The following is a 21,407-nucleotide window of genomic DNA, read 5'->3' as shown; positions in this document are numbered from 1 at the left end:
TTGACCCTCACCAGGGATAGGTCACCCCTGGCCACTCGGCCCAGGGGCCGTCCCGCCCCGGCAGACGCGGCTCGGACCAGCGCCATACCTTGCCGAGCCAGGCGCGCAGTTCGGCTTCGAGTTCGCTGTCCATGAGCGGCGCCTCGGCCACCTTCCAGAAGAAGAGCTCCACCTGCACCTCCGGCAGCACCGACGGATAGAGGTAAACCCCGCCCCAGAAGCGGGGCTCCCTGTCCGGGCTCCAGAGGCCATAGGCAAAGGAGCGCTTGGCCAGAAACTCGGCGTGCTGCCACTCCAAGTCGGCCTCGTGCTGACTCAGGCTGAAATTGGCGGAGGGCCACACATCGTCCGGGCGAAACAGCTGATGGAGCTGATCCCGCTCGCGCAGGATGGCGACAAACTCCACCACGGCCTGGGACGGCGTGGTAGGGAGCAACAGAAAATGCGGGTGCCGATAGGCCTTTGGCACCCGGAATCCCTTGGGAAAGTGGAGCATCAGAGCAGTTCCAGCAGGGCCTGCAGCGGATGCTTGAGCTTCTCCCCCTCCATCCGCTTGACCTGGCTGCGGCACGAATAACCGGTGGCCAGACAACGGGCTTGCGGCAGGTGAGCCAGGGGCTCGGCCCAGCTCAGACCGTAGATCCCCTTGGAGTTCTCCACCTGTTTGGCGTCGTGACCATAGGTGCCCGCCATGCCGCAGCAACCCACCGACACCGGCTGCAAACGCGCACCGAAGCGGCCAAACAGGGTGCTCCAGTCACCGTGGGTGGTGGGCTTGGCGGTCTTCTCGGTGCAGTGGGCAAACAGATACCAGGGGTCGGTGCCAGCCTCTTCCCGCAGCGGCAGCGCCTCGGCAGGCAGGGAGAGCAGCCACTCCTGGGGCAGCAGCACCTGGAAATCGCCGCGGGCGGGGCCGAGCGCCTTCACGTACTCGTCCCGGTAGCAGAGCACCAGAGAGGGGTCGACCCCCACCATGGGGATGCCGAGGGCCGCCACCTTGTTGAGGAACTGGGCGCTGCTGGCAGCAGTGCGGGCGAAGGCGCGCAGGAATCCCTTCACGTGCTGAGGCTTGCCGTTGGGTTTGAACGGCAGCAGGTAGGGCTGATAACCCAGCTTGCTGGCCAGCTTCACCAGGTCACGCACCACGGGGGCGTCGTAGTAGCTGGTGAAGGGATCCTGCACGATGAGCACCACTTTTTGGCGCTGCTCGGGGCTCATTGCCTCGAGGCCCGGCAGATCGAAATAGCGGGCGCGGTGATCCCGCAGCTCCTCGGCCAGGGTCGGCACGGAGAGCAGCGGCACATCCACCATGCCGATGCTCTTCTCGGTCGCCTTCTGGGCCCACTCTTTTTCGAGGAAGAAGTTGACCAGCTTGGGGGCCTTGGCCAGCAGGGGCGCATAGCTTTCTACCGTGCCCACGAAGTAATCCTTGGGGCCGCGCAGATATCGGCTGTGATAGAGCTGCATGAAGCGGGCGCGGAAGGTGGGCACATCCACCTTGATGGGGCACTGGCTGGTGCATGCCTTGCACGCAAGGCACCCCTCCATCGCCTCCATCACCTCGTGGGAGAAGTCATACTCGCCCCGGGCGCGGGCCACCGTATTGCGGAACTTGTCGACGATCTGCTTGAAGCGCAGACCCCCGCTTTGCAGCGCCACCTCTTCGGCAAGGGGATCGAAGCCCTGCTCCGACAACTGGCGCAGCCATTCACGCATCAGGCCAGCCCGCCCCTTGGGGGAGTGACGGCGGTCGCGGCTGATCTTGACCGAGGGGCACATGGGGGAGTCGGTCTCGAAGGTGAAACACAGACCGTTGCCGTTGCAATCCAGCGCCCGTGTATAGCTCTCGCGCACGGCAATCGGGATCTGGCGGTCGAACTTGCCGCGCTTGGGCCCGTCCACCGAGACAAGCGAAGCGCCGCTGCCATAAGGCATGCAGATCTTGCCCGGGTTGATGCGGTTGGCCGGGTCGAACGCCCCCTTGACCCGTTGCAGCTCTTCCCACAGCTCGCCGAAGAAGGCGGGGCTGTATTCGGAGCGAAAGCCCTTGCCGTGCTCCCCCCACATCAGGCCGCCGTATTTGGCGGTGAGCGCCACCACCTGATCGGAGATGCGCCGCAGCAGCACCTCCTGCTCGGGATCGCACAAGTCCAGCGCCGGGCGCACGTGCAGCACCCCGGCATCGACGTGGCCGAACATGCCGTAGTCAAGGCCGTGAGCGTCCAGCAGGGCGCGAAACTCCATGATGAAGTCCGCCAGGGATTCCGGCGGCACGGCGGTGTCTTCGGTGAAGGCCACCGGCTTCTTGCGCCCCTCGGCGTTGCCGAGCAGCCCCACCGACTTCTTGCGCATGCCATAGATGGTCTCGATGCTCGGCAGGTGGTCGCACACCTGATAGCCAATGACCCCGGCTTCACCACGCGCCAGCAGGCCGTCGATGCGCCGGCACAGCTCCGCCACCTTGGCCTTGTGCGCATCCTCGTCGGTGTCGGCAAACTCGACGATGTTGAGCCCCTGCAGATCCTTGCCGGGCACATCCTGGATGAGATCCTTCACCGAGTGCCAGATGATGTCGGCGCGAGCCAGTCCCAGCACCCGGGAGTCCACCGTCTCCACCGACAGGGCGTGGGCCTGTACCATAAAGGGGGCGTTTCTGAGCGCGGAGGGGAAGCTGTCGTACTTGACGTTGACGAGTGTGCGGTAGCGCGGGATGGGGGTGATGTTGAGCCGGGCTTCGGTGATGAAGCCCAAGGAGCCTTCCGAGCCGCACAGCACCCGGCTCACATCCAGAGTGTCGGTATCGGGCTGATAGAGGTGCTTGAGATCGTAACCGGTCAGAAAGCGGTTGAGCTTGGGGAAGGTGGCTTCGATGTCGGCGCGCCGCTCGCGGCCGATGCGATAGAGGGTGCGATAGATCTCCCCTTCACGGGTCTCGAGGGCCAGCTTGTCCGCCAGACGCTGGCCGGTCACCGGCTCGGTGGCCATGAGATCGCCGTTCTCCAGCACGGCCTTGAGGCCGAGCACATGATCCGAGGTCTTGCCGTACACCAGCGACCCCTGCCCCGAGGCGTCGGTGTTGACCATGCCGCCTAAGGTGGCGCGGTTGGAGGTGGAGAGATCCGGCGAGAAGAAGTAGCCGTGGGGCTTCAAATAGGCGTTGAGCTGGTCTTTGACCACCCCGGCCTGGGCCCGTACCCAGCCCTCTTCCAGATTAATTTCCATGATCTGGTTCATATGGCGCGAGAGATCGACGATAATGCCGCCGCCCAAGGATTGGCCATTGGTGCCGGTACCGCCGCCGCGAGGGAAGAAACTCAAGGTTGCGTACTCGGGCCCCTGGGCCAGCTTGAGCATCACCGCTATGTCATCCGCGCTGCGCGGATAGAGAACCGCCTGAGGTACGACCTGATAGACGCTGTTATCCGTCGCCATCGCCAACCGGCTTGCATAAGACTTTTCGATATCACCACGAAATGCTGATCGCGCCAGCAACTCAAGAAACTGCAGGGTTGTAGGTGACAAACTGTCCTGGTAATCGAGTCTCGGGATCATGAATCCTTGTTCCCATCCTTTGCTTGATGCCGGCATTCCGGCGACAACGACCGTTCGGACCTGCCTCTTTGCGGGTGTCCGAACCAGTCCGCTCACATGTGAGCGGGCAGTATATCAGCTAGAAAACCGCTTGCGCGCGCAATCTTCACCATTTGAAAGGAGGACTTTTATGGCTCACTACAGCCATGTTATCAGTACGCTTATTCGCACCGAAAAACAGGCGCTGACCCTGTCGCTGTTTGGTTGCATCACCTTTGCCATTTTCGGGATCGGCTATGGTCTGTTCGTCGGTTCCAACGCCATCATGCTGGACGGCATCTTCACCCTGTTCAGCATGGGCATGACGGGCCTTGGGCTCATCACCGCCTACCTGGTTACCCGCCCCTCCGACGCCCGTTTCCAATACGGCTACGCCCACTTCGAACCCATCGCCAACGTCATCAACGGCGCCATCATTCTGCTGCTCTGCCTCGGTGCCCTCTATGGCGGCATCACCTCCCTGCTGGCGGGCGGACGGGAGATCGATCTCGGCCACGCCCTCATTTATGCCGTCGTCTCCACCTTCTTCTGCAGCATCCTCTATCTCATCGAGGCCGACGTGGCCGAGCGGGTCAACTCCGAGCTGGTGCGGGTGGACTCCAAGGAGTGGCTGGTGGATACCCTGCTCAGCGCCACCCTGCTCATCGGCTTTCTGGTCGCCATCGGGCTCGATACCCTGGGTTACGGCCACTACAACCGCTACATAGACCCGATGCTGGTCTCCCTGCTGGCCCTGTGCGCCACCCTCATTCCCATCAAGGTGCTCGGTCGCAACCTGCGGGAGGTGCTGAAGATCGCCCCTAAGGGAGAGGTCAAGCAGCGAGTCGAACACGAGATCGAGGCTCTGCGCCAGCGCCATGGCATCGAATGCTACAGCCACCTGGCGAAAAGCGGCCGCCGCTTCGATCTCGAGCTCAACATCCTGGTGGCCCCCGGCCAGGAGTGGCCCGTCGAGCGCCAGGATGCCCTGCGCCAGGAGCTCTGGTCCCGCCTCGGCGACACCCTGGGAGACGCTTGGCTCTCGGTCTGCTTCACCCGCGAGAAACGCTGGCTCTGATCCGGCGCTCGTCATTGCGCTGCAACGCGGGGCCCAGTCGCCCCGCGTCATGACTCCCGGCGCAACCGCCGCCAAGTTCCCTCCTCTATCCTGCTTACCCCCTCACTCCTCGCGCCTTCCCCCTGTCCCGTTCAACCTGTCAGGAGAAAACGTTTGCCACCCCTTCCGGATCAATATTCACTTTCATCCCAGGGAAAAATAATAAAAATTCGTTGCTAAAATAAAGTACCGCCGCTATTTATTCCGATCAGGGATGAAGGCTATTTCCTGCCTGGCAATGGAATTGTTGTTAACCGGAAAAATAAAATAATAAATCTCGTATCATTAAACAGTTGAGGTAATGTCCATGAAGAAAGTACTGATCGCTGCCATAACCCTGGCCATGGCGGGTGCGGCGAGCGCCGCCATTCCCCAGTTGAATTATGAGTGCCCGGGTCAAATCCAGATGCACAGCGATGAAGGTGGCCCCGTCTATATCAATGGCAAGGAGGCCAAACTCAAGAAGTACAGCGAGGAGTTCTACGAGGCCAAGGGCGCCGGCGTCACCCTCTCCATCAGCAACACCGGGGGCCAGTACGATGTCTCCTACACCAGCAAGAAAGGCTCGGGTACCTGCCAGCCAGGCTCCTCTGCGGCCCCTGCTGCAGCCACTGCCTCAGCCCCTGCCCACAAGGGCAGCCTCGCCGAGAAAGCCTGCCTGCAAGCGGTCTCCGCCAAGACCAAGGTGGCCCAGAGCAAGTTGCAGGTGACCGATGTGATGGACTCCGAGGCAGGGGTGGGCGTGACCATCAAGGTGCCGGGTGCCGATGCCCCCTGGTCCTGTCTAAGCGACAAGAAGGGGCATGTTCAGGGCGCGGCCTATACCGGCAATTGACCTGACGACCAGGGTTAACGTCCCCTGAAACAACCCGTGTGAGCGCAAACGAGGAGGCCTGGGCCTCCTTGCTTTTTATACGCTGAATATATGATTAATGTGAATTAGTTGGTGGCGAACAAGTTAAATTTAGAATAATAACTCCATATCAAACACCATAACCCCCTCTATTCCTTCTTTCTCCCATGACACAGCCGCAATATTTCCCCCTGAAACAAATTATTACAAAAATAATGGATATATATGAGCCTGATGAATCCGGTTGTTGGTATCAGAACGTTTATTTTCCTTGTTCAGCACCTATATTTGTGATCGTGTCAATGTGTCGCTCTTTTATCTCCAGTCAAACTTGGCTGCGCATCAATGCCCCTTTCCCTTGCCTCCCCCGTCGGCAATCCCCTCGTCGCGTCCCCCTGACAGCCCCCTTGCCAAATGGCGGCGAGTCGTTATCATCAGGGCTCACTTTTGACCCGAGGTTTTATTGCCCATCATGGACAATCCCCGAAGTAGCCCTTCGTCTTTTCCCATCAAAGCCTATCTGTACCTGCTCAACCAACGCCTCTGAAGCGATCGTCTCCGTCACCACGGCCACGCCGTGACCACGATTCACTGCATCTGTCTTCATTGAGGTCAATCACATGGAATTCTTGCTGGACCCGTCAATCTGGGTCGGTCTGCTTACCCTGATCATCCTGGAAATCGTTCTCGGGATCGACAACCTGGTCTTCATCGCCATCCTGGTGAAAAAACTGCCCCCCGCCCAGCGGGACAAGGCGCGCATCATCGGTCTCTCCCTGGCCCTGCTGATGCGCCTGGGACTGCTCACCATCATGTCATGGCTGGTCACCCTCACGGCTCCTCTGCTGCACATCTGGGATCACCCCTTCTCCGGTCGGGATCTCATCCTGATGGGAGGCGGCCTCTTCCTGCTGTTCAAGGCCACCTCCGAGCTGCATGAGCGACTCGAGGCCAAGCCCGAGGAGCAAGGCGGCACCGGCGTCTATGCCGGGTTCGGGGTGGTGATCGCCCAGATCCTGGTGCTGGATGCGGTCTTCTCCCTGGACTCCATCATCACCGCCGTCGGCATGGTGGATCACCTCGGCGTCATGATGGCGGCCGTGACCATCGCCATGGTGGTGATGGTGCTCGCCTCCAAGCCCCTGACCCGCTTCGTCAACGCCCACCCCACTGTGGTGGTGCTCTGCCTGAGCTTCCTCTTGATGATCGGCTTCAGCCTGGTGGCGGAGGGCTTCGGCTTCCACATTCCGAAGGGCTACCTCTACGCGGCCATCGGCTTCTCGGTGCTCATCGAGTTCTTCAACCAGCTCGCCCAGCGCAGTGCCCTGCGCCATGAGGCGCGCCAGCCCCTGCGCGAGCGCACCACCGCCGCCATCTTCAAGCTGATGGGGGGGAACAAACGCTCAGCCCACCCGCAGGAGGACGAAGAAGAGGTGCAGGCTCAGCCCCTGCCCCCCGGTTTCGGTGAAGAGGAGCGTTACATGGTGAGCGGCGTGCTGTCGCTGGCCGAGCGTTCCATTCGCACCATCATGACCCCGCGCTCCGAGATGGAGTGGATCGACGTGAGCGACAGCGAGGACGAGATCCGCGCCCTGCTGCAACGGGCCCCCCACAGCCTGTTTCCGGTCTGTGACGGGGAGCTGGACGAGATCATCGGGGTGGTCAAGGCACGGGATCTGCTGTTTGCCCTCAACGAGGGGCAATCCCTGGCAGCACTTGCCAGACAGAACGAGCCCGTCATCGTGCCCCAGACCATCAACGTGATCCGGCTGCTGGCGGAGCTGCGCCAGGCCAGGGGCAGCCTCATCCTGGTGGCGGACGAGTTTGGCGTCATCCAGGGGCTGGTCACCAACCACGATCTGCTGGAGGCCATCGTCGGCGAGCTGCCGGACGAGGACGAGACCCCCGATGTGGTGCGCGAGGGCGAACACTGGCTCATCCACGGCACCACCAACATCCATCAGGTGGAGCAGGCCCTGAACTGCGACGGTCTGGTGAGCGAGAGCGACGAGTACGTGACCCTGGCGGGCATGCTGCTCTCCCACTTCGGCAGCCTGCCCGACGTCGGTCAGCAGTTGCACCTCGGCCAGTTCCGCTTCGAGGTCATGGCCGTGAGCGAGCGGCGCATCGAGCGAGTACGGGTCACCCCACTCTCCCCCTGATCATCGGTGGCAATGCAGCAAAAGAGGGCCTTTGGCCCTCTTTTTTCTGGCCCGAGCCCGGCCCCTCCCGCGCCATTGCTGCGATAACGGCAATTCTCTTCTGCAATACCCCCTCTTTTTCACAATAACAATCCCCTCTAGAGTCACCTCACTCCCAAAGATTGAGGAATCCATCATGCACCACGATCCCCTGTTCTGCCCCCTTCGCCTCGGCCAGCTGCACCTTGCCAACCGCATCGTCATGCCCCCCATGACCCGCTCCCGCGCCAGCCAGCCCGGGGACGTGGCCAACGCCATGATGGCGACCTACTACGCCCAGCGTGCCGGGGCCGGCCTCATCATCAGCGAAGGCACCCAGATAGATCCCCTGGGCAAGGGCTACGCCTGGACGCCGGGCATCCACAGCGCCGAGCAGGTGGCAGGCTGGAAGCAGGTAACAGACGCGGTCCACGCCGAGGGGGGCATTATGTTCGCCCAGCTCTGGCACGTGGGCCGGGTCACCCATCCTGACAACATCGGCGGCGCCCAGCCCCTCTCCTCCTCCGCCATCCAGGCCAAGGGAGTGAAGGTATTCGTCGACAACGGCAGCGATGCCCCGGGGTTTGTGGAGACCGTCACCCCGCGCGCCATGACCCAGGCCGACATCGACGCCGTGGTGGGGCAGTTTCGCCGGGCCGCCCGCAACGCCATGGAAGCGGGCTTTGACGGCATCGAGTTGCACGCCGCCAACGGCTACCTCATCAACCAGTTCCTCGACTCCGAGTCCAATACCCGCACCGACGGCTATGGCGGTTCGCTCGAAAACCGGCTGCGTTTCCTCAAAGAGGTGACCGAGGCGGTCTGTGACGAGATCGGTCCCGAACGGGTCGGGGTACGCCTTGCGCCGCTCACCACCCTCAACGGCACCGTGGATGCCAACCCCCAGGAGACCTATCTGGCCGCCGCGCGCCTGCTGGGCCAGCTCGGCGTGGTCTATCTGCACGTCGCCGAAGCGGACTGGGACGACGCCCCCCTGATGGCGGAGAGCTTCAAGCAGGGGCTGCGCGACGCCTTCCCCAACACCCTCATCTACGCCGGCAAGTACGATGGGGAACGCGCCCGCGCCGCCATCGAGGCGGGCTGGGCCGACATGATTGGCTTCGGTCGCCCCTTCGTGGCCAACCCCGACTTGCCGAACCGCCTGCGCCACGGCCATCCGTTCGCCCCCCATGATCCCGCCACCCTGTTTGGCGGCGGCGAGAAAGGGCTGACGGACTACCCCGTCTATGGGGCAGAGCGGGCATAAGGCGGTTGGCGCCGAACCTCTTCTAGGGCGGGCCCTCCAACAGGGGGCTCGCCTTGTTGTCTTGCCAGTGCAACAGCAGTTCAAGGCATTGTTACGCCATGTGATTCAATCCGAGCCCCACCCCTCTCATCCAAGGAGTCACCATGACCCATACCCAGGCCTGGTGCTGGCACGCCCCCGGCGAACCGGACCAGCTCACCCTCACCCGGCAAGCGCTCCCCACCCCCGGCCCCGACGAGGTCCTCGTCGCCAACCGGATCATCGCCTTCAATCCGGTGGACTGGAAACTCATCGAACAGGGTCATCCCCACTGGCAGCCAGGCCATGTGCCTGGCGTCGATGGCATGGGCACCCTGGTGGCGCTGGGGGCCAACGTCACCCACCTGCGCCCCGGCACCCGGGTCACCTATCACACCGACCTGCGCCACGGCGGCAGCTTTGCCCGCCACACCCTGGTGCCGGCTCGCGCCCTGATGCCGGTGCCCGATGCCCTGAGCGACGAGGCGGCCGCCGCGCTCCCCTGCCCCGGCCTCACCGCCTGGCAGGCACTGGCCAAGCTGCCTCACCTGCACGGGGAGGCCCTGCTCATCACGGGGGCTGGCAGCAGTGTCGGCCGCTTCGCGGTGCAACTTGCCCTCCAGAAGGGGGCCCGCGTCTTTGCCAGCGCCAGCCCGCGCCATCACCAGTGGCTCAAACAGCTAGGCGTGCAGGGGGTGGCGGACTATCGGGATCCCGACTGGCTGGCCCAGTTGCAGGCCGCCAACGGCGGTGAACCCTTCGAGGGGATCATCGATCTGGTCTCCAGCCAGCAGGCAGAAGCCTTGCTGCCTGCCCTTGGCTATTACGGCCACATGGTGACGGTGCTCGGGCGCATCGCGCGCAACCCGCTGCCCGCCTTTAGCCATTGCCACTCGTTGCACGAGATTGCCCTCGGCGCCCAGCACGCCTTTGGCTCGGACAAACAGTGGAGCCGTCTGGTAGCGGCCGGTGTCGCCATGATGGCGCAGATGGCGAGCGGCGAGCTGACCCTGCCGCCGCTGGTGGTGGGCGACTTCGACGCCCTGCCCGCCCTGCTCACCCGCGTCAAGCAGGAGGGACAAGGGGAAAAGTATCTGGTGAGGGTGGGTTGATACCCGCCCAACGATGGCACAAAGAGGCCCGCCATGGCGGGCCTCCTCCATTCAAGGTGTGCAAGGCGGCCTGCTCAGTGCAGGCTCACCCCGTGCAGGGCGGCATGGAGGCGAATGTCCCGGGTCAGACGCACCTTGTCCGCGAGGCTCAACCAGCTCGCCTCCACGGCATTGAGACTGAGGCGGCACAACTGCTCCTGGCTGGCGCCAAGCCCGTCGGCCAGGGCCTGGAAGTTGGCCCCCAGGTATCCCCCGAAATAGGCGGGATCGTCGGAGTTCACGGTGACGCAGAGCCCCTGCTCCAGCAGCCTCAGCACATTGTGGTGGGCCATCTGGTCAAACACCCTGAGCCGCACGTTGGAGAGGGGGCAGACGGTGAGGGGCAGCCGGGTGTCGGCAAGATAGCTCAGCAGCGCGGGATCCTCGACGCAGCGCACCCCGTGATCGATGCGTTGCACTCCGAGCTCCCGGATCGCCTGCCAGATGTAGTCAGCCGGCCCCTCCTCCCCCGCGTGGGCCACCAGCGGCAACCCCAGCTCGCGGCAGCGAGCGAAGACCCGGGCGAACTTGCTGGGCGGGTTGCCCTGCTCCCCCGAATCGAGGCCGACCCCGTGCAGGCGCGCCAGGTGCGGCGTGGCCTCTGCCAGGGTGGCGAATGCCGCCTCTTCACTCAGGTGGCGCAGGAAGCTCATGATGAGCCGCCAGCTGATGCCAAAGGCTGCTTCGCCAGCCTGCAGCGCCCGCTCGATGCCCCCCAGCACGGTGGCGAAGGGCACGCCGCGGGCGGTGTGGGTCTGGGGGTCGAAAAAGATCTCCACGTGCACCACGTGATCGGCAACGCAGCGCTCGAGATAGGCCCAGGTGAGGTCGAAGAAATCCTGTTCGTGGATGAGCACGCTGGCGCCGAGGTAGTAGAGATCGAGGAAGGATTGCAGGCCGTCGAACTCATAGGCAGCGCGCAGGCTGTCGACATCGGGCCAGGGCAGCGCCACCCCGTTGCGCTGGCCGAGGGCGAACATCAGCTCGGGTTCGAGGGTCCCCTCGATATGCAGGTGCAGTTCCAGCTTGGGCAAGCCGGCAATAAAGTGCTCCATGATGACGGCTCCATCGTCAGACTCCGTGCGGACACCACCGGGGCGGCGCCCTCCCTTCGCCTTCATTGTGCACCCATCTGGCCCGCCGGAGGAGACTTGTCATCAAAGGGCCTTATAATGGCGGCACAAAAACCATAACCGATTGAAGAGACGAACAGAGGGATGCCCTGTCCCCGCTCTTGCGCCCTACAAGGAGAATTCATGAAGAAAAACGTCATCTGTGACATTGACGGCGTCATCCTGCACAACAACGATCTCATTCCCGGCGCCGACCGCTTCGTCCACCGCCTGCTGGAGCAGGGCAGCAAGCTCCTGTTCCTCACCAACTACCCGGCCCAGACCCAGAAAGATCTGCAAAACCGCTTCCGCTCCGCCGGAATAGAGGTGCCCGAGGAGTGCTTCTACACCTCCGCCATGGGCACCGCCGACTTTCTCAAGCGCCAGGATGGCAAGAAGGCCTATGTGATTGGCGAAGGGGCCCTGACCCACGAGCTCTACAAGGCCGGCTTCACCATCACCGATATCGACCCGGACTTCGTGGTGGTGGGGGAGACCCGCAACTACAACTGGACCATGATGCAGCAGGGCGCCAAGTTCGTGGATCAGGGGGCCCGCTTCATCGCCACCAACCCCGATACCCACGGCCCCCTGATGTACCCGGCCTGCGGCGCCCTGTGTGCCCCCATCGAGCGGATGACCGGCAAGAAGCCCTTCTATGTCGGCAAGCCGAGCGCCTGGATCATTCGCGCGGCCCTCAACCGGATGGAGGCCCACTCCGACGACACCATCATCATCGGCGACAACCTGCGCACCGACATCCTGGCAGGCTTCCAGGCCGGTCTCGAGACGGTGCTGGTGCTCTCCGGGGTGAGCAAGGTGGCGGACATCGACCGCATGCCGTTTCGACCGAACCACATCTTCGACTCCGTGGTGGACATCGACATCGTCTGATCCCGGGTGCCGCCCTTCCGGTAGCCTTCAGCCTGCACGGGCCCCCTTGGCAAAGGGGGCCCGTTTCGTTTAACGTAAGCGCAATATCGTTAAACAAACTAAACGGGAGCAGGATGCTCCTTCGCCACTCAAGGACGCACCATGAAGAGCCTGAACGACTGGATCCTGCTGGACAAGCACACTGTCTCCCCCACCCCGATGATGCCAGCCCCCGAGCGCATCAGGGCCGGAACGCCGAGCCAGACGGCATGGAACCACTACTCCGACCCGAGCCAGCAGTTTCACGTGGGCTTCTGGGCTTGCGAGCCGGGCTGCTGGGCCGTTCACTATACCGAACACGAATACTGCCAGATGCTGGAAGGGGAGGCGGTGATCCACGACGAGCAGGGCGGCCGGCTGCACCTCAAACCGGGGGATCAGTTCGTCATTCCCGCCGGTTTTGTCGGGCAGTGGGAGACCCTCACCCCTTGTCGCAAGCTCTATGTGATCTTCGAACCCGCCGCGACTTGACGCGCACGTCAACCCTGACCCTCTCTCTTCAGGCGGCCGGACGGCCGCCATCCCCTGGTGCAACTTGACGCTTACGGCATGATTTTCTGCGGTTTTCCCGCTTGCAAAAGGGTTTTCCGCTAGGCATTGTGATTGGCGAGGAATGTAAATGGAATTTCGAGCCCAAACGTGGGGGGCTCATATAAAAATCAAGAGGATTACCGCCAATGTGTTCTATTTTCGGCATTCTGGACATCAAGACCGACGCCACTGCCCTGCGCAAATCGGCCCTGGAGATGTCCAAGCGACTGCGTCACCGCGGGCCTGACTGGTCCGGCGTCTACAGCTCCGACAAGGCCATCCTGGTGCACGAGCGCCTGGCCATCGTCGATCCGGGCAACGGCGCACAGCCTCTCTACAACCCCGAGCGCACGCACGTATTGGCCGTCAACGGCGAGATCTACAACCACAAGGAGCTGGAGAAGAACCTCAAGGTCGACTTCCAGTTCCAGACCCACTCCGACTGTGAAGTGCTGCTGGCCCTCTACAAGGAGAAGGGCCCGGCGTTCCTGGACGATCTGAACGGCATCTTCGCCTTCATCCTCTATGACGCCGAGCAGGATGCCTACCTGATTGGTCGCGACCACATGGGGATCATCCCCCTCTATACCGGCCGCGACGAGCACGGCAACTTCTACGTCGCCTCCGAGATGAAGGCCCTGGTGCCCGTGTGCAAGAGCGTCGAGACCTTCCCGCCGGGACACTACCTGTGGAGCAAGGATGGCGAGCTCAAACAGTGGTACAAGCGGGACTGGATGGAATACGCGCCGGTCGAGCACAACGTCAGCGACAAGGCCGAGCTCAAAGCGGCCCTGGAAGCGGCGGTCAAGCGCCAGCTGATGTGCGACGTGCCCTATGGCGTGCTGCTCTCCGGTGGTCTGGATTCGTCCGTCATCTCCGCCATCACCAAGCTCTATGCCGCCCGCCGGGTGGAAGACGATGGCAAGAGTGAAGCCTGGTGGCCCCAGCTGCACTCCTTCGCCGTCGGCCTGGAAGGGTCGCCGGATCTCGCTGCCGCCCGCAAGGTGGCCGATCACCTCGGCACCATCCACCACCAGATCCACTTCACCGTGCAGGAAGGGCTGGATGCCCTGCGGGACGTCATCTATCACCTCGAGACCTATGACGTCACCACCATCCGCGCCTCCACGCCCATGTATCTGATGGCCCGCTACATCAAGGCGATGGGCATCAAGATGGTGCTGTCGGGAGAGGGCTCCGACGAGCTGTTCGGCGGCTACCTCTACTTCCACAAGGCCCCCAACGCCCGTGAGTTCCACGAGGAGAACGTGCGCAAGCTCGCCTCCCTGCACCTCTATGACTGCCTGCGGGCCAACAAGTCCATGGCCGCCTGGGGCGTGGAAGGCCGCGTGCCCTTCCTCGACAAGGAGTTCATGGACGTGGCGATGCGCCTCAACCCCGCCGACAAGATGTGCGGCAAGGGCAAGATCGAGAAGCACATCCTGCGCGAAGCCTTCGAGGATCTGCTGCCCCACGAAGTGGCGTGGCGCCAGAAGGAGCAGTTCTCCGACGGCGTGGGCTATTCGTGGATTGACAGCCTGAAAGCCATGGTCGAGGAAGAGGTGACGGATCAGATGTTTGAGGCCGCGGCGTTCCGCTTCCCCGTCAACACCCCGCTCACCAAGGAGGCGTACTACTACCGCGCCATCTTTGACGAGCACTTCCCGCTGGAGTCCGCCGCCCGCACCGTGCCCTACGGCAAGTCGGTCGCCTGCTCCACCCCGACCGCGCTCGAATGGGATGCCAAGTTCAAGGAGATGGCCGACCCCTCCGGTCGCGCCGTGATGGACGTCCACCAGCAGGGTTACTGATAATCCCAGCGGACAGTTTCACTGCGAGATAACCAAGCCCCTTTCGAGGGGCTTTTGTTTTTCTAAGTTCGCAATCAAAACACATCAATGAAAAAAACCAACTCTCTCTGATCGTTTACCTATTAATGTGATGGATGATGTTGCTCAGGCTGGGTAAGATGATTAACGTGTTTATGACACATAGGCTGACATCATCAGAGAATAGGAGCTACCTTGGTATCACCACGACTGGTTGCAAAAATTGAAGCTGAAGAACCAACCCTACGTTTGGCTGTGCTCATTGATGCAGACAATGCCCAAGCAGCAGTTATTGAGGGGTTGCTGGCAGAAATTGCACGGTTTGGAGAGGCCACTGTAAAACGTATATACGGTGACTTCACTGCGCCAACAAGTGCGTCGTGGAAAAAGGTGCTACAGCAATATGCCATAAAACCTATCCAACAATTCGCATATACGACCGGTAAAAATGCCACGGACAGCACCCTGATTATTGATGCAATGGATTTGCTCTATACACGAAAGTTCGATGGCTTTTGTCTGATTACGAGTGACTCTGATTTTACTGGGCTCGCAATGCGATTGCGTGAAGAGGGGCTTACTGTCCTTGGCTTTGGTGAGAAAAAGACACCAGATGCCTTCCGCAATGCCTGTCATAAATTTATATTTACTGAATTTCTTCGTCCAGGAGCCACAACCGAGATAAGTGTGCCCGATAAAAAGGTTGAAAGTGGTCAGAGGTTGGCCCACACTCCCGCTCCCTCTAATACCACAGATACTAAACCACTATTTCCTGCAAACTTCCTATTGGCCGCATTAGAGCAATCAAGTGATGATGCAGGGTGGGCACAATTAGGAACTTTTGGTAGCTACCTAACTAAACTACAACCTGACTTTGACTCGAGGCTATATGGCTACAAGAAGTTATCAGATCTTGTCAAAGCAAAAACAGAACTCTTCTTAACTGAAGAAAGATTGGCCCCAGGTTCGACGTTAAAGGTTCTATATCTTCGTGCAAAGCAGTGAAGCATATTGGAGTAATATTTCTAGATAAAAAAGCAGCTTATTAAAGCTGCTTTTTTTCAATGACCCGGTTTGTGCTTGTGAGGTTTCAGATCTGGATGTTCTTTCTGCTTTTCAGGCGTAACCCGTTGCCGTTTATCTGGCGTCCCATCTTCATTTTTTCTTTTTGGACCGGGTTTAATTCCCATCATTAATTCCTTCTAATGTCGGTTTGAATGCAAAATAATGCTTACCCCTGCGCATCCGGCTGATTGGCGGGGGCGGCCTTGATAAAGGCCTGCAACTGCTCGCAGTTGGCGACGATGCGCGCAATGGTGGGGTAGTCATCCAGGGTCATGTCAAAGCGGCGCGCGTTGTAGACCTGGGGCACCAGCATGCAGTCCGCCAGGGTGACCTCGTTGCCCACGCAATAGATGCCGGCGGTGGTCATGAGAAGCTGCTCCAGCGCGGTGAAGGTCTCGTCTATCCAGTGGCGATACCAGGCATCCCGCGCCATCTTGCTCTGCCCCAACTCCTGCTCCAGGTAGTGCAGCACGCGCAGGTTGTTAAGGGGATGGGTGTCACAGGCGATCATGTTGACGATCTGGCGCACCCGGGCACGTTCGATGGGGGCAGAGGGCATCAGGGGGTAGGCGGGATAGGTCTCGTCGAGGTACTCCATGATGGCCACCGACTGACCCAGATGCACGTCATCGTCCACGAGAAACGGCACCAGCCCCTGGGGATTGACCCGGCGGTAGGCCTTCTCCTTCTGCTCACCCTGCCGCAAGTTGACCGGGTGCTGCTCATAATCGAGCCCCTTGAGTTGCAGTACCAAACGCACGCGAAAGCTGGCCGATGAGCGCCAATATCCAAACAACTGCAGCATAGTGTGTCCCTGTGGTGGCAGGTGTCTGCCACCTGCCGTGTCGCCCGCCCCTCCCGGGGTCGGGCTCTCCTAGCTCGCCCGCTCGGCCGTTGCTTGCGTGACCCGCTGCAAAATGGTGCCAAACAGACTCATCCCGTTGCGATCCTGCATCGCGATGGACACTGTATCACCAAAGCGCAGAAAGGGTGTAGTGGCTTGACCTGACTCGATAATTTCCAGCATCCGCCGCTCGGCAAGGCAGGAGGATCCCCGGCTTCTGTCGTAGTTGGAGACGGTGCCCGAGCCGATGATGCAACCCGCCCCGAGCGGCCTTGTCTTGGCGGCATGGGCAATCAGCTCATGGAAGGTGAAGGTCATGTCCACCCCGGCGTCGGGCTGCCCGAACAGGGCGCCGTTGAGGTGGGTCACCAGGGGCAGGTGGACCTTGCCATCGCGCCAGTCATCCCCCAGCTCGTCCGGGGTGATGGCCACCGGCGAGAAGCTGCTGGAGGGCTTGGACTGGAAGAAGCCGAAGCCCTTGGCAAGCTCCCCGGGAATGAGGTTGCGCAGGCTCACGTCGTTGACCAGCATCAAGAGCTTGATGTGGCTCGCCGCCCCCTGCGAACGGGTACCCATGGGCACGTCGTCGGTGATGACGGCGACTTCCGACTCGAAGTCGATCCCCCACTCCTCGGAGCCCATCACGATGGGGCCACGGGGCGGCAGGAAGCTGTCAGAGCCTCCCTGATACATCAGGGGATCGTGCCAGAAGCTCTCAGGCATCTCGGCGCCGCGCGCCTTGCGCACCAGCTCCACGTGGTTGACGTAGGCACTGCCGTCAATCCACTGGTAGGCGCGGGGCAGCGGGGAGAGGCACGCCTCCTCATCGAAGGGGAAGGCGTCGGGGCAGGCGTCCTCGTTGAGTCGCTGATAGACGTTCGCCAATTGCGGCGCCACTTCGCCCCACTGGTCGAGGGCCGACTGCAGGGTCGGGGCAATGGTCGTCACGTGGACGGCGCGCGCCAGATCGCGGCTCACCACCACCAGAGCGCCGTCGCGCTTGCCATTGTTCAGGGTTGCCAATTTCATATCGAATTCCTTATTTGCCGAGCGTCTCTGGACGCTGCCAGCTGGTGACATAACCGGGGTGTTCGACCCCTTCGCAGATCGGGCCGACGGCCAGGGCATCACGGGTGTCGAGCATCACCGCCACCTCGTCGGTGAAGGTCTTGGCATGAGCCAGCCCCGCCGCAAAGGCCTTGGGATGGGGACCATGGGTGAAGCCGGCAGGGTGGAAGGTGACCATGCCCCGCTTGATGTTGTCCCGGCTGAAGAAGTCCCCGGCGTGGTAGAAGAGCACCTCGTCGAAGTCGTCGTTGCTGTGGTAGAAGGGCACCCGCAGGGCACCTGGGTCACTCTCGATGGGACGCGGCACGAAGGTGCAGATGACAAAACGGCTCGCCACGAAGGTGGTGTGGGCCGAGGGAGGCAGGTGGTAGCGGTGGCTCATCAGCGGGCGGATATCCCGCCAGTTGAGGCGCACCACGCACAAGTCCCCGTGCCACCCTTGTGCATCCAGCGGGTTGAACGGCCAGGTGACGACCGAGACCTGATCGTGGCGCTTGATCTGCAGCGACCAGGGGTTTTCATCCTGCTGGGCCAGGAAGCGCTCGTTGATGGCGGGCACGTCCAGGGCCGCCGGATCGAAGATGGCGTGATTGCCCACCAGTCCCTTGTCCGGCAGCTGATAACTGTCTTCCGTCGCCTCGATCATCAGGATGAAGAGGGGCGCGGTGGGCTCGATGCGCCACATGGTGCCACGGGGGATCACCACGTAGTCCCCCTCCCGCAGGGTCAGATGGCCGTAGTCGCAGTAGAACTCTCCGCTCCCCTCGTGAATGAACAGGAGCTCGTCGCCATCGGCGTTGCGCACCAGAAACGGCATGGGCTCATGCAGGCGCCAGATGCGGTAGCGGCAGTGGGGGTTGCTGAGAATATCCGGCATCACCCAGGGGGAGAGGGAGCTCACCTCCTCCTGCAGATCGTTCAAGTCAAACGCCCGTGGCCGAAGCGGCCCTTCCCAGTTGACCCAGTCGGTGGGAGCATGCTTGTGGTGCATGTGGGTGGCCGGACCGAAGAAGCCCGAGCGCCCCAGCTCGCGCTCATAGATGGCCTGCTCCGGCAGATCGGCATGGGCCTGGCGGGAGTGGGTTCCCTCCCGATGGGGGAAGCTTATCCAGTTACGCATCGCTCGGTTCTCCGTTTTTCTGGCCCTGCGCGGCACTGTTCACCTCCCCTTGCGTGGATCCGTCCAGCACGCCACGGCGGATCTGATCCAGCTCGATGGATTCGAACAATGCCTGGAAGTTGCCCTCACCAAAGCCCTCGTTGCCCTTGCGCTGGATGATCTCGAAGAACACGGGACCGATGACGGTGTCGGTGAAGATCTGCAGCAGGATGCCGTCCTTCGTCGGCGAGCCGTCGATGAGGATGCGCAGCTCTTTCAGCGCGGCCAGATCCTCCTGATGACCCGCGACCCGGCTGTCCACCTTCTCGTAGTAGGTGTCCGGCGTCGGCATGAAGCCGGTTCCCCGCCCTCTGAGCGTGCGGATGGTGTGATAGATGTCGGCAGAGGCGAGCGCGATGTGCTGGATCCCCTCCCCCTTGTACTGGCGCAGGTACTCCTCTATCTGGGACTTGTCGTCCGCCGACTCGTTGATGGGGATGCGAATTTTGCCGCAAGGGGCCGTCATGGCGCGCGAGTGCAGTCCGGTCAGCTTGCCCTCGATGTCGAAGTAGCGGATTTCCCGGAAGTTGCCGATCCGCTCGTAGAAATTCGACCAGAGGTTCATGTTGCCGCGATGGACGTTGTGGGTCAGGTGGTCGATCTCATAGAGCCCCGCGTCCACCTCGGCCATGCGGGCCTGCCAGTCGGGGTAGAAGATAAAGTCCACGTCATAGATGGAGCCCCGCTCGCCATAGCGATCGACAAAGGAGAGGGTACTCTCGCCGATGCCGTAGATGGCGGGGATGTTGAGCTCCATGGGGCCGATTTTGCCCACAAACGGCTTGGCCCCCTGGCCAATGGCGTACTGCTGGGCACGGCCGGCATCGCTCACCCGAAACGCCATGCCGCACACGCTCGGACCATGGGCCCGCGCAAACTCCTCCGCCTGGGAGTGGGGCTCGGCATTGACCACGAAGTTGATGTCTCCCTGGCGATAGAGCCAGCACTGCTTGTGCCTGTGCTTGGCCACTTCGGCAAAGCCCAGTGAGACGAACAGCGCCTTGAGGGCCGCAATGCCCTTGAGATCCGGCGCCGTGTACTCGACGAACTCAAACCCGTCGGTGCCAAGGGGGTTGATGGTGTGAGTACGGGAAGAGGGGGTGGTCATGATGCGCTCCTTGCGATGAACTGATAACGAAACGGTTCACGCCGCAAGGGCTCGACAGGCAGCCCGCACGGCATTGTTAACAACTTGTTTCATTAGAGTGGCGAGCGCAGGGAATGAGAAGGGGCGGCGTTCAGATAGTTTGGCGGGGATCCGCGCCAAAAAATGTAAATTAAATGTGACATAGAAGCCCCAACCTTGCACTGCGCTCGTTAGCGTCCCGCAAGGCTGTCAGCTTTGCCTTACAGCGACCAATAACGGGGTTCGATATGGGGCAGCACCGCCCTCGCCTTTAGCAATCGAGTCCTTTGCGGGTTGATGAGCCAGGCCTGCACCCCCAACGCCAGCAGGGGCAGATCGTGCAGGCTGTCACTCAGGGTGAGTGCGGCCTCCAGGGTCAGGAGCTCAGGCAGCAGCTTGTGCCTGCCATGGCAATAGAAGCGCGGCACCAGGCCGCCGAAACGGTAACCCATCCGCGAGCCGATGATGCGGTGAGGGAGCCTTGGCAGTTGACGATGGAGCTGGGCACGGACCAGGGCGCGGGGACTGGCGGAGATGACCCAGCAGCGGTACCCCTCCCCCGTGAGGAGGGCTCGCGCCTCCCGATACAGGCCGGGCCGGGTCAGGCTGTACTGCCGTACCAGGGCGCGCCAGGCCAGGGGGGATAGCCCGAAGGTGATGGCCCACCAGATGAGTGCAATGCCGCGACTGCGCTGACCTGGCAGCAGATAGATCACGGCACCGAACGCCATCAGTGGCCACAGCAGCAGCGGCCAGAGACGGCGGCGCAAGATGAAACGCAGCAACCCCGCATGGCTGTCATCCGGCGCCAGGGTGTCATCGAAGTCGGCCAGGATCCAGCCGCGGGCTGGGACTCTCGCGGTTGCAGCGCTCATTCGGTGATCTCTGCGATGGCGGCATGCAACTCGGGCAGGAGGAACAGCGCTCCTTCATCGGGCGGACAAACGAGATCGAAGCTCTCACCTGCCAGGGTGAAGGCGAGGCGCCAGGCGTGCAGATAACCGCGATCCGCCGCCGTGCCGCCGTAACGCTCATCTCCGAGGATGGGGGCTCCCACGCTCTTCAAGGCCACCCGGATCTGGTGGGTCTTGCCGGTCCGGGGCTTGATGCGATAAAGGCGCAGCCCCTCGCGCACCGAAACGGAGTCGAACCAGCTGATGGCCGGGTTATCCTGGGTGCGGCTCAGCATCCAGCTGCCGCCTCGCCCTTTCTCCATGTCCCCCTTCACCCAGCCCTGCTTCTTCTTCGGCTTGCGATCGGAGAGGGCCAGATACTGCTTGCTCACTTCCCGCGCCGCGAAAGCCATGCTGAGGGCGCGATTCGCTTCGGCGGTGCGGGCCAGCAGCACCAACCCAGAGGTCATCTTGTCCAGTCGATGGACCGGATAGAGGTCAAGACCGGTATCCATTCTGACCCGATTGACGAGACCCGGCTCGCCGGCATCATCGTGCATGCCAATGCCCGGACGCTTGTTGATCACCATGAAATCTTTGTGCTGCAATTGTATCCGGTACATGTATAACCCTTTAGAATGTTACTTGTTAACAACTTGAATGCAGGCCTGCAGGCCATCTTCATGGACCC

Annotated in this window: 19 protein-coding genes; 9 read left to right on the top strand and 10 right to left on the bottom strand. The window is 61.8% G+C overall.

Annotation, left to right across the window (positions count from 1 at the left end; all coding sequences use genetic code 11):
- Positions 1-7: 7 nt before the first annotated feature.
- Together AB5Y47_RS01800 and AB5Y47_RS01795 are read right to left on the bottom strand one after the other, a co-directional pair.
- Positions 8-496: a hypothetical protein gene (locus tag AB5Y47_RS01800; RefSeq protein ID WP_069651416.1), complete on the bottom strand. Its 489-nt coding sequence runs from the start codon at positions 494-496 to the stop codon at positions 8-10.
- Positions 496-3,552 carry an FAD-binding and (Fe-S)-binding domain-containing protein gene (locus AB5Y47_RS01795; RefSeq protein WP_069651417.1) on the bottom strand — a complete coding sequence of 1,019 codons (3,057 nt, stop codon included), beginning with the start codon at positions 3,550-3,552 and terminating at the stop codon, positions 496-498. The genes AB5Y47_RS01800 and AB5Y47_RS01795 overlap by 1 nt, the downstream gene beginning before the upstream one ends.
- Before the next feature lie 169 nt (positions 3,553-3,721).
- On the opposite strand from AB5Y47_RS01795, the gene AB5Y47_RS01790 reads away from it, so the two are divergent.
- From AB5Y47_RS01790 to AB5Y47_RS01770, 5 genes are all read left to right on the top strand, one after another.
- Positions 3,722-4,648: a cation diffusion facilitator family transporter gene (locus AB5Y47_RS01790; RefSeq protein WP_010675108.1), complete on the top strand. Its 927-nt coding sequence runs from the start codon at positions 3,722-3,724 to the stop codon at positions 4,646-4,648.
- A gap of 346 nt (positions 4,649-4,994) precedes the next feature.
- Positions 4,995-5,522 (top strand): hypothetical protein, encoded by a 528-nt coding sequence (locus AB5Y47_RS01785; RefSeq protein WP_041201638.1) that lies wholly within the window; start codon positions 4,995-4,997, stop codon positions 5,520-5,522.
- Between the two features lie 638 nt (positions 5,523-6,160).
- Positions 6,161-7,702 (top strand): TerC family protein, encoded by a 1,542-nt coding sequence (locus tag AB5Y47_RS01780; protein WP_045524375.1) that lies wholly within the window; start codon positions 6,161-6,163, stop codon positions 7,700-7,702.
- A gap of 175 nt (positions 7,703-7,877) precedes the next feature.
- A complete protein-coding gene (locus tag AB5Y47_RS01775; protein ID WP_368219701.1) occupies positions 7,878-8,987 on the top strand; it encodes an alkene reductase in 1,110 nt (369 codons plus the stop codon).
- A gap of 143 nt (positions 8,988-9,130) precedes the next feature.
- On the top strand, positions 9,131-10,117 hold the full coding sequence (locus AB5Y47_RS01770; RefSeq protein WP_368219699.1) for a zinc-binding dehydrogenase: 987 nt from the start codon (positions 9,131-9,133) through the stop codon (positions 10,115-10,117).
- Positions 10,118-10,191: 74 nt separating this feature from the next.
- On the opposite strand, the gene AB5Y47_RS01765 is transcribed toward AB5Y47_RS01770, so the two are convergent.
- Entirely contained in the window at positions 10,192-11,211 is a 1,020-nt protein-coding gene (locus AB5Y47_RS01765; RefSeq protein WP_309563540.1) for an adenosine deaminase, read from the bottom strand.
- Between the two features lie 201 nt (positions 11,212-11,412).
- On the opposite strand from AB5Y47_RS01765, the gene AB5Y47_RS01760 reads away from it, so the two are divergent.
- From AB5Y47_RS01760 to AB5Y47_RS01745, 4 genes are all read left to right on the top strand, one after another.
- Positions 11,413-12,162 (top strand): HAD-IIA family hydrolase, encoded by a 750-nt coding sequence (locus AB5Y47_RS01760; RefSeq protein WP_010675115.1) that lies wholly within the window; start codon positions 11,413-11,415, stop codon positions 12,160-12,162.
- Positions 12,163-12,303: 141 nt separating this feature from the next.
- Complete coding sequence (locus tag AB5Y47_RS01755; RefSeq protein WP_039038770.1) at positions 12,304-12,672, top strand: cupin domain-containing protein; 369 nt, start codon at positions 12,304-12,306, stop codon at positions 12,670-12,672.
- A gap of 206 nt (positions 12,673-12,878) precedes the next feature.
- Positions 12,879-14,543: an asparagine synthase B gene (gene asnB / locus AB5Y47_RS01750; RefSeq protein ID WP_010675117.1), complete on the top strand. Its 1,665-nt coding sequence runs from the start codon at positions 12,879-12,881 to the stop codon at positions 14,541-14,543.
- Positions 14,544-14,756: 213 nt separating this feature from the next.
- Complete coding sequence (locus AB5Y47_RS01745) at positions 14,757-15,566, top strand: NYN domain-containing protein (protein ID WP_139744624.1); 810 nt, start codon at positions 14,757-14,759, stop codon at positions 15,564-15,566.
- A gap of 56 nt (positions 15,567-15,622) precedes the next feature.
- Here the strand turns inward: AB5Y47_RS01745 and AB5Y47_RS01740 are convergent, their stop codons facing one another.
- The 7 genes from AB5Y47_RS01740 to AB5Y47_RS01710 form a co-directional block, all read right to left on the bottom strand.
- Positions 15,623-15,751: a hypothetical protein gene (locus AB5Y47_RS01740; protein WP_267970196.1), complete on the bottom strand. Its 129-nt coding sequence runs from the start codon at positions 15,749-15,751 to the stop codon at positions 15,623-15,625.
- Between the two features lie 41 nt (positions 15,752-15,792).
- The gene (maiA, locus tag AB5Y47_RS01735; RefSeq protein WP_201890112.1) at positions 15,793-16,431 is read right to left on the bottom strand and encodes a maleylacetoacetate isomerase; all 639 of its coding nucleotides are present in this window, start codon (positions 16,429-16,431) and stop codon (positions 15,793-15,795) included.
- Positions 16,432-16,500: 69 nt separating this feature from the next.
- Positions 16,501-17,499, bottom strand: coding sequence for a fumarylacetoacetate hydrolase family protein (locus AB5Y47_RS01730; RefSeq protein WP_161653692.1), 999 nt, complete (start codon positions 17,497-17,499; stop codon positions 16,501-16,503).
- Positions 17,500-17,509: 10 nt separating this feature from the next.
- Complete coding sequence (locus AB5Y47_RS01725; protein WP_368219696.1) at positions 17,510-18,658, bottom strand: homogentisate 1,2-dioxygenase; 1,149 nt, start codon at positions 18,656-18,658, stop codon at positions 17,510-17,512.
- A complete protein-coding gene (gene hppD, locus AB5Y47_RS01720) occupies positions 18,651-19,805 on the bottom strand; it encodes a 4-hydroxyphenylpyruvate dioxygenase (protein WP_041214989.1) in 1,155 nt (384 codons plus the stop codon). Before hppD ends, AB5Y47_RS01725 begins: the two co-directional genes overlap by 8 nt.
- 239 nt (positions 19,806-20,044) lie before the next feature.
- Positions 20,045-20,698 (bottom strand): HAD family hydrolase, encoded by a 654-nt coding sequence (locus AB5Y47_RS01715; RefSeq protein ID WP_368219695.1) that lies wholly within the window; start codon positions 20,696-20,698, stop codon positions 20,045-20,047.
- Positions 20,695-21,339, bottom strand: a complete 645-nt coding sequence (locus AB5Y47_RS01710) for a TIGR01621 family pseudouridine synthase (protein ID WP_029314720.1) — start codon at positions 21,337-21,339, stop codon at positions 20,695-20,697. Before AB5Y47_RS01710 ends, AB5Y47_RS01715 begins: the two co-directional genes overlap by 4 nt.
- Positions 21,340-21,407: the final 68 nt, after the last annotated feature.

It is taken from the genome of Aeromonas sp. R7-2 (assembly GCF_040908105.1).
Classification (GTDB): domain Bacteria; phylum Pseudomonadota; class Gammaproteobacteria; order Enterobacterales; family Aeromonadaceae; genus Aeromonas; species Aeromonas caviae.
The sequence above is the reverse complement of the archived record's forward strand: the minus strand, read 5'-3'. Positions and strand labels throughout refer to the sequence as shown.

Excerpts from the sequence above, each read along its gene's own strand:
- AB5Y47_RS01765 (WP_309563540.1), bottom strand. The coding sequence starts at position 11,211 with ATGGAGCACTTTATTGCCGGCTTGCCCAAGCTGGAACTGCACCTGCAT.
- AB5Y47_RS01760 (WP_010675115.1), top strand. The coding sequence starts at position 11,413 with ATGAAGAAAAACGTCATCTGTGACATTGACGGCGTCATCCTGCACAAC.
- AB5Y47_RS01800 (WP_069651416.1), bottom strand. The coding sequence starts at position 496 with ATGCTCCACTTTCCCAAGGGATTCCGGGTGCCAAAGGCCTATCGGCAC.
- AB5Y47_RS01795 (WP_069651417.1), bottom strand. The coding sequence starts at position 3,552 with ATGATCCCGAGACTCGATTACCAGGACAGTTTGTCACCTACAACCCTG.
- asnB (WP_010675117.1), top strand. The coding sequence starts at position 12,879 with ATGTGTTCTATTTTCGGCATTCTGGACATCAAGACCGACGCCACTGCC.
- AB5Y47_RS01785 (WP_041201638.1), top strand. The coding sequence starts at position 4,995 with ATGAAGAAAGTACTGATCGCTGCCATAACCCTGGCCATGGCGGGTGCG.
- AB5Y47_RS01790 (WP_010675108.1), top strand. The coding sequence starts at position 3,722 with ATGGCTCACTACAGCCATGTTATCAGTACGCTTATTCGCACCGAAAAA.
- AB5Y47_RS01730 (WP_161653692.1), bottom strand. The coding sequence starts at position 17,499 with ATGAAATTGGCAACCCTGAACAATGGCAAGCGCGACGGCGCTCTGGTG.
- AB5Y47_RS01780 (WP_045524375.1), top strand. The coding sequence starts at position 6,161 with ATGGAATTCTTGCTGGACCCGTCAATCTGGGTCGGTCTGCTTACCCTG.
- AB5Y47_RS01725 (WP_368219696.1), bottom strand. The coding sequence starts at position 18,658 with ATGCGTAACTGGATAAGCTTCCCCCATCGGGAGGGAACCCACTCCCGC.
- AB5Y47_RS01775 (WP_368219701.1), top strand. The coding sequence starts at position 7,878 with ATGCACCACGATCCCCTGTTCTGCCCCCTTCGCCTCGGCCAGCTGCAC.
- AB5Y47_RS01770 (WP_368219699.1), top strand. The coding sequence starts at position 9,131 with ATGACCCATACCCAGGCCTGGTGCTGGCACGCCCCCGGCGAACCGGAC.
- AB5Y47_RS01755 (WP_039038770.1), top strand. The coding sequence starts at position 12,304 with ATGAAGAGCCTGAACGACTGGATCCTGCTGGACAAGCACACTGTCTCC.
- AB5Y47_RS01715 (WP_368219695.1), bottom strand. The coding sequence starts at position 20,698 with ATGAGCGCTGCAACCGCGAGAGTCCCAGCCCGCGGCTGGATCCTGGCC.
- hppD (WP_041214989.1), bottom strand. The coding sequence starts at position 19,805 with ATGACCACCCCCTCTTCCCGTACTCACACCATCAACCCCCTTGGCACC.
- AB5Y47_RS01710 (WP_029314720.1), bottom strand. The coding sequence starts at position 21,339 with ATGTACCGGATACAATTGCAGCACAAAGATTTCATGGTGATCAACAAG.
- AB5Y47_RS01740 (WP_267970196.1), bottom strand. The coding sequence starts at position 15,751 with ATGGGAATTAAACCCGGTCCAAAAAGAAAAAATGAAGATGGGACGCCA.
- maiA (WP_201890112.1), bottom strand. The coding sequence starts at position 16,431 with ATGCTGCAGTTGTTTGGATATTGGCGCTCATCGGCCAGCTTTCGCGTG.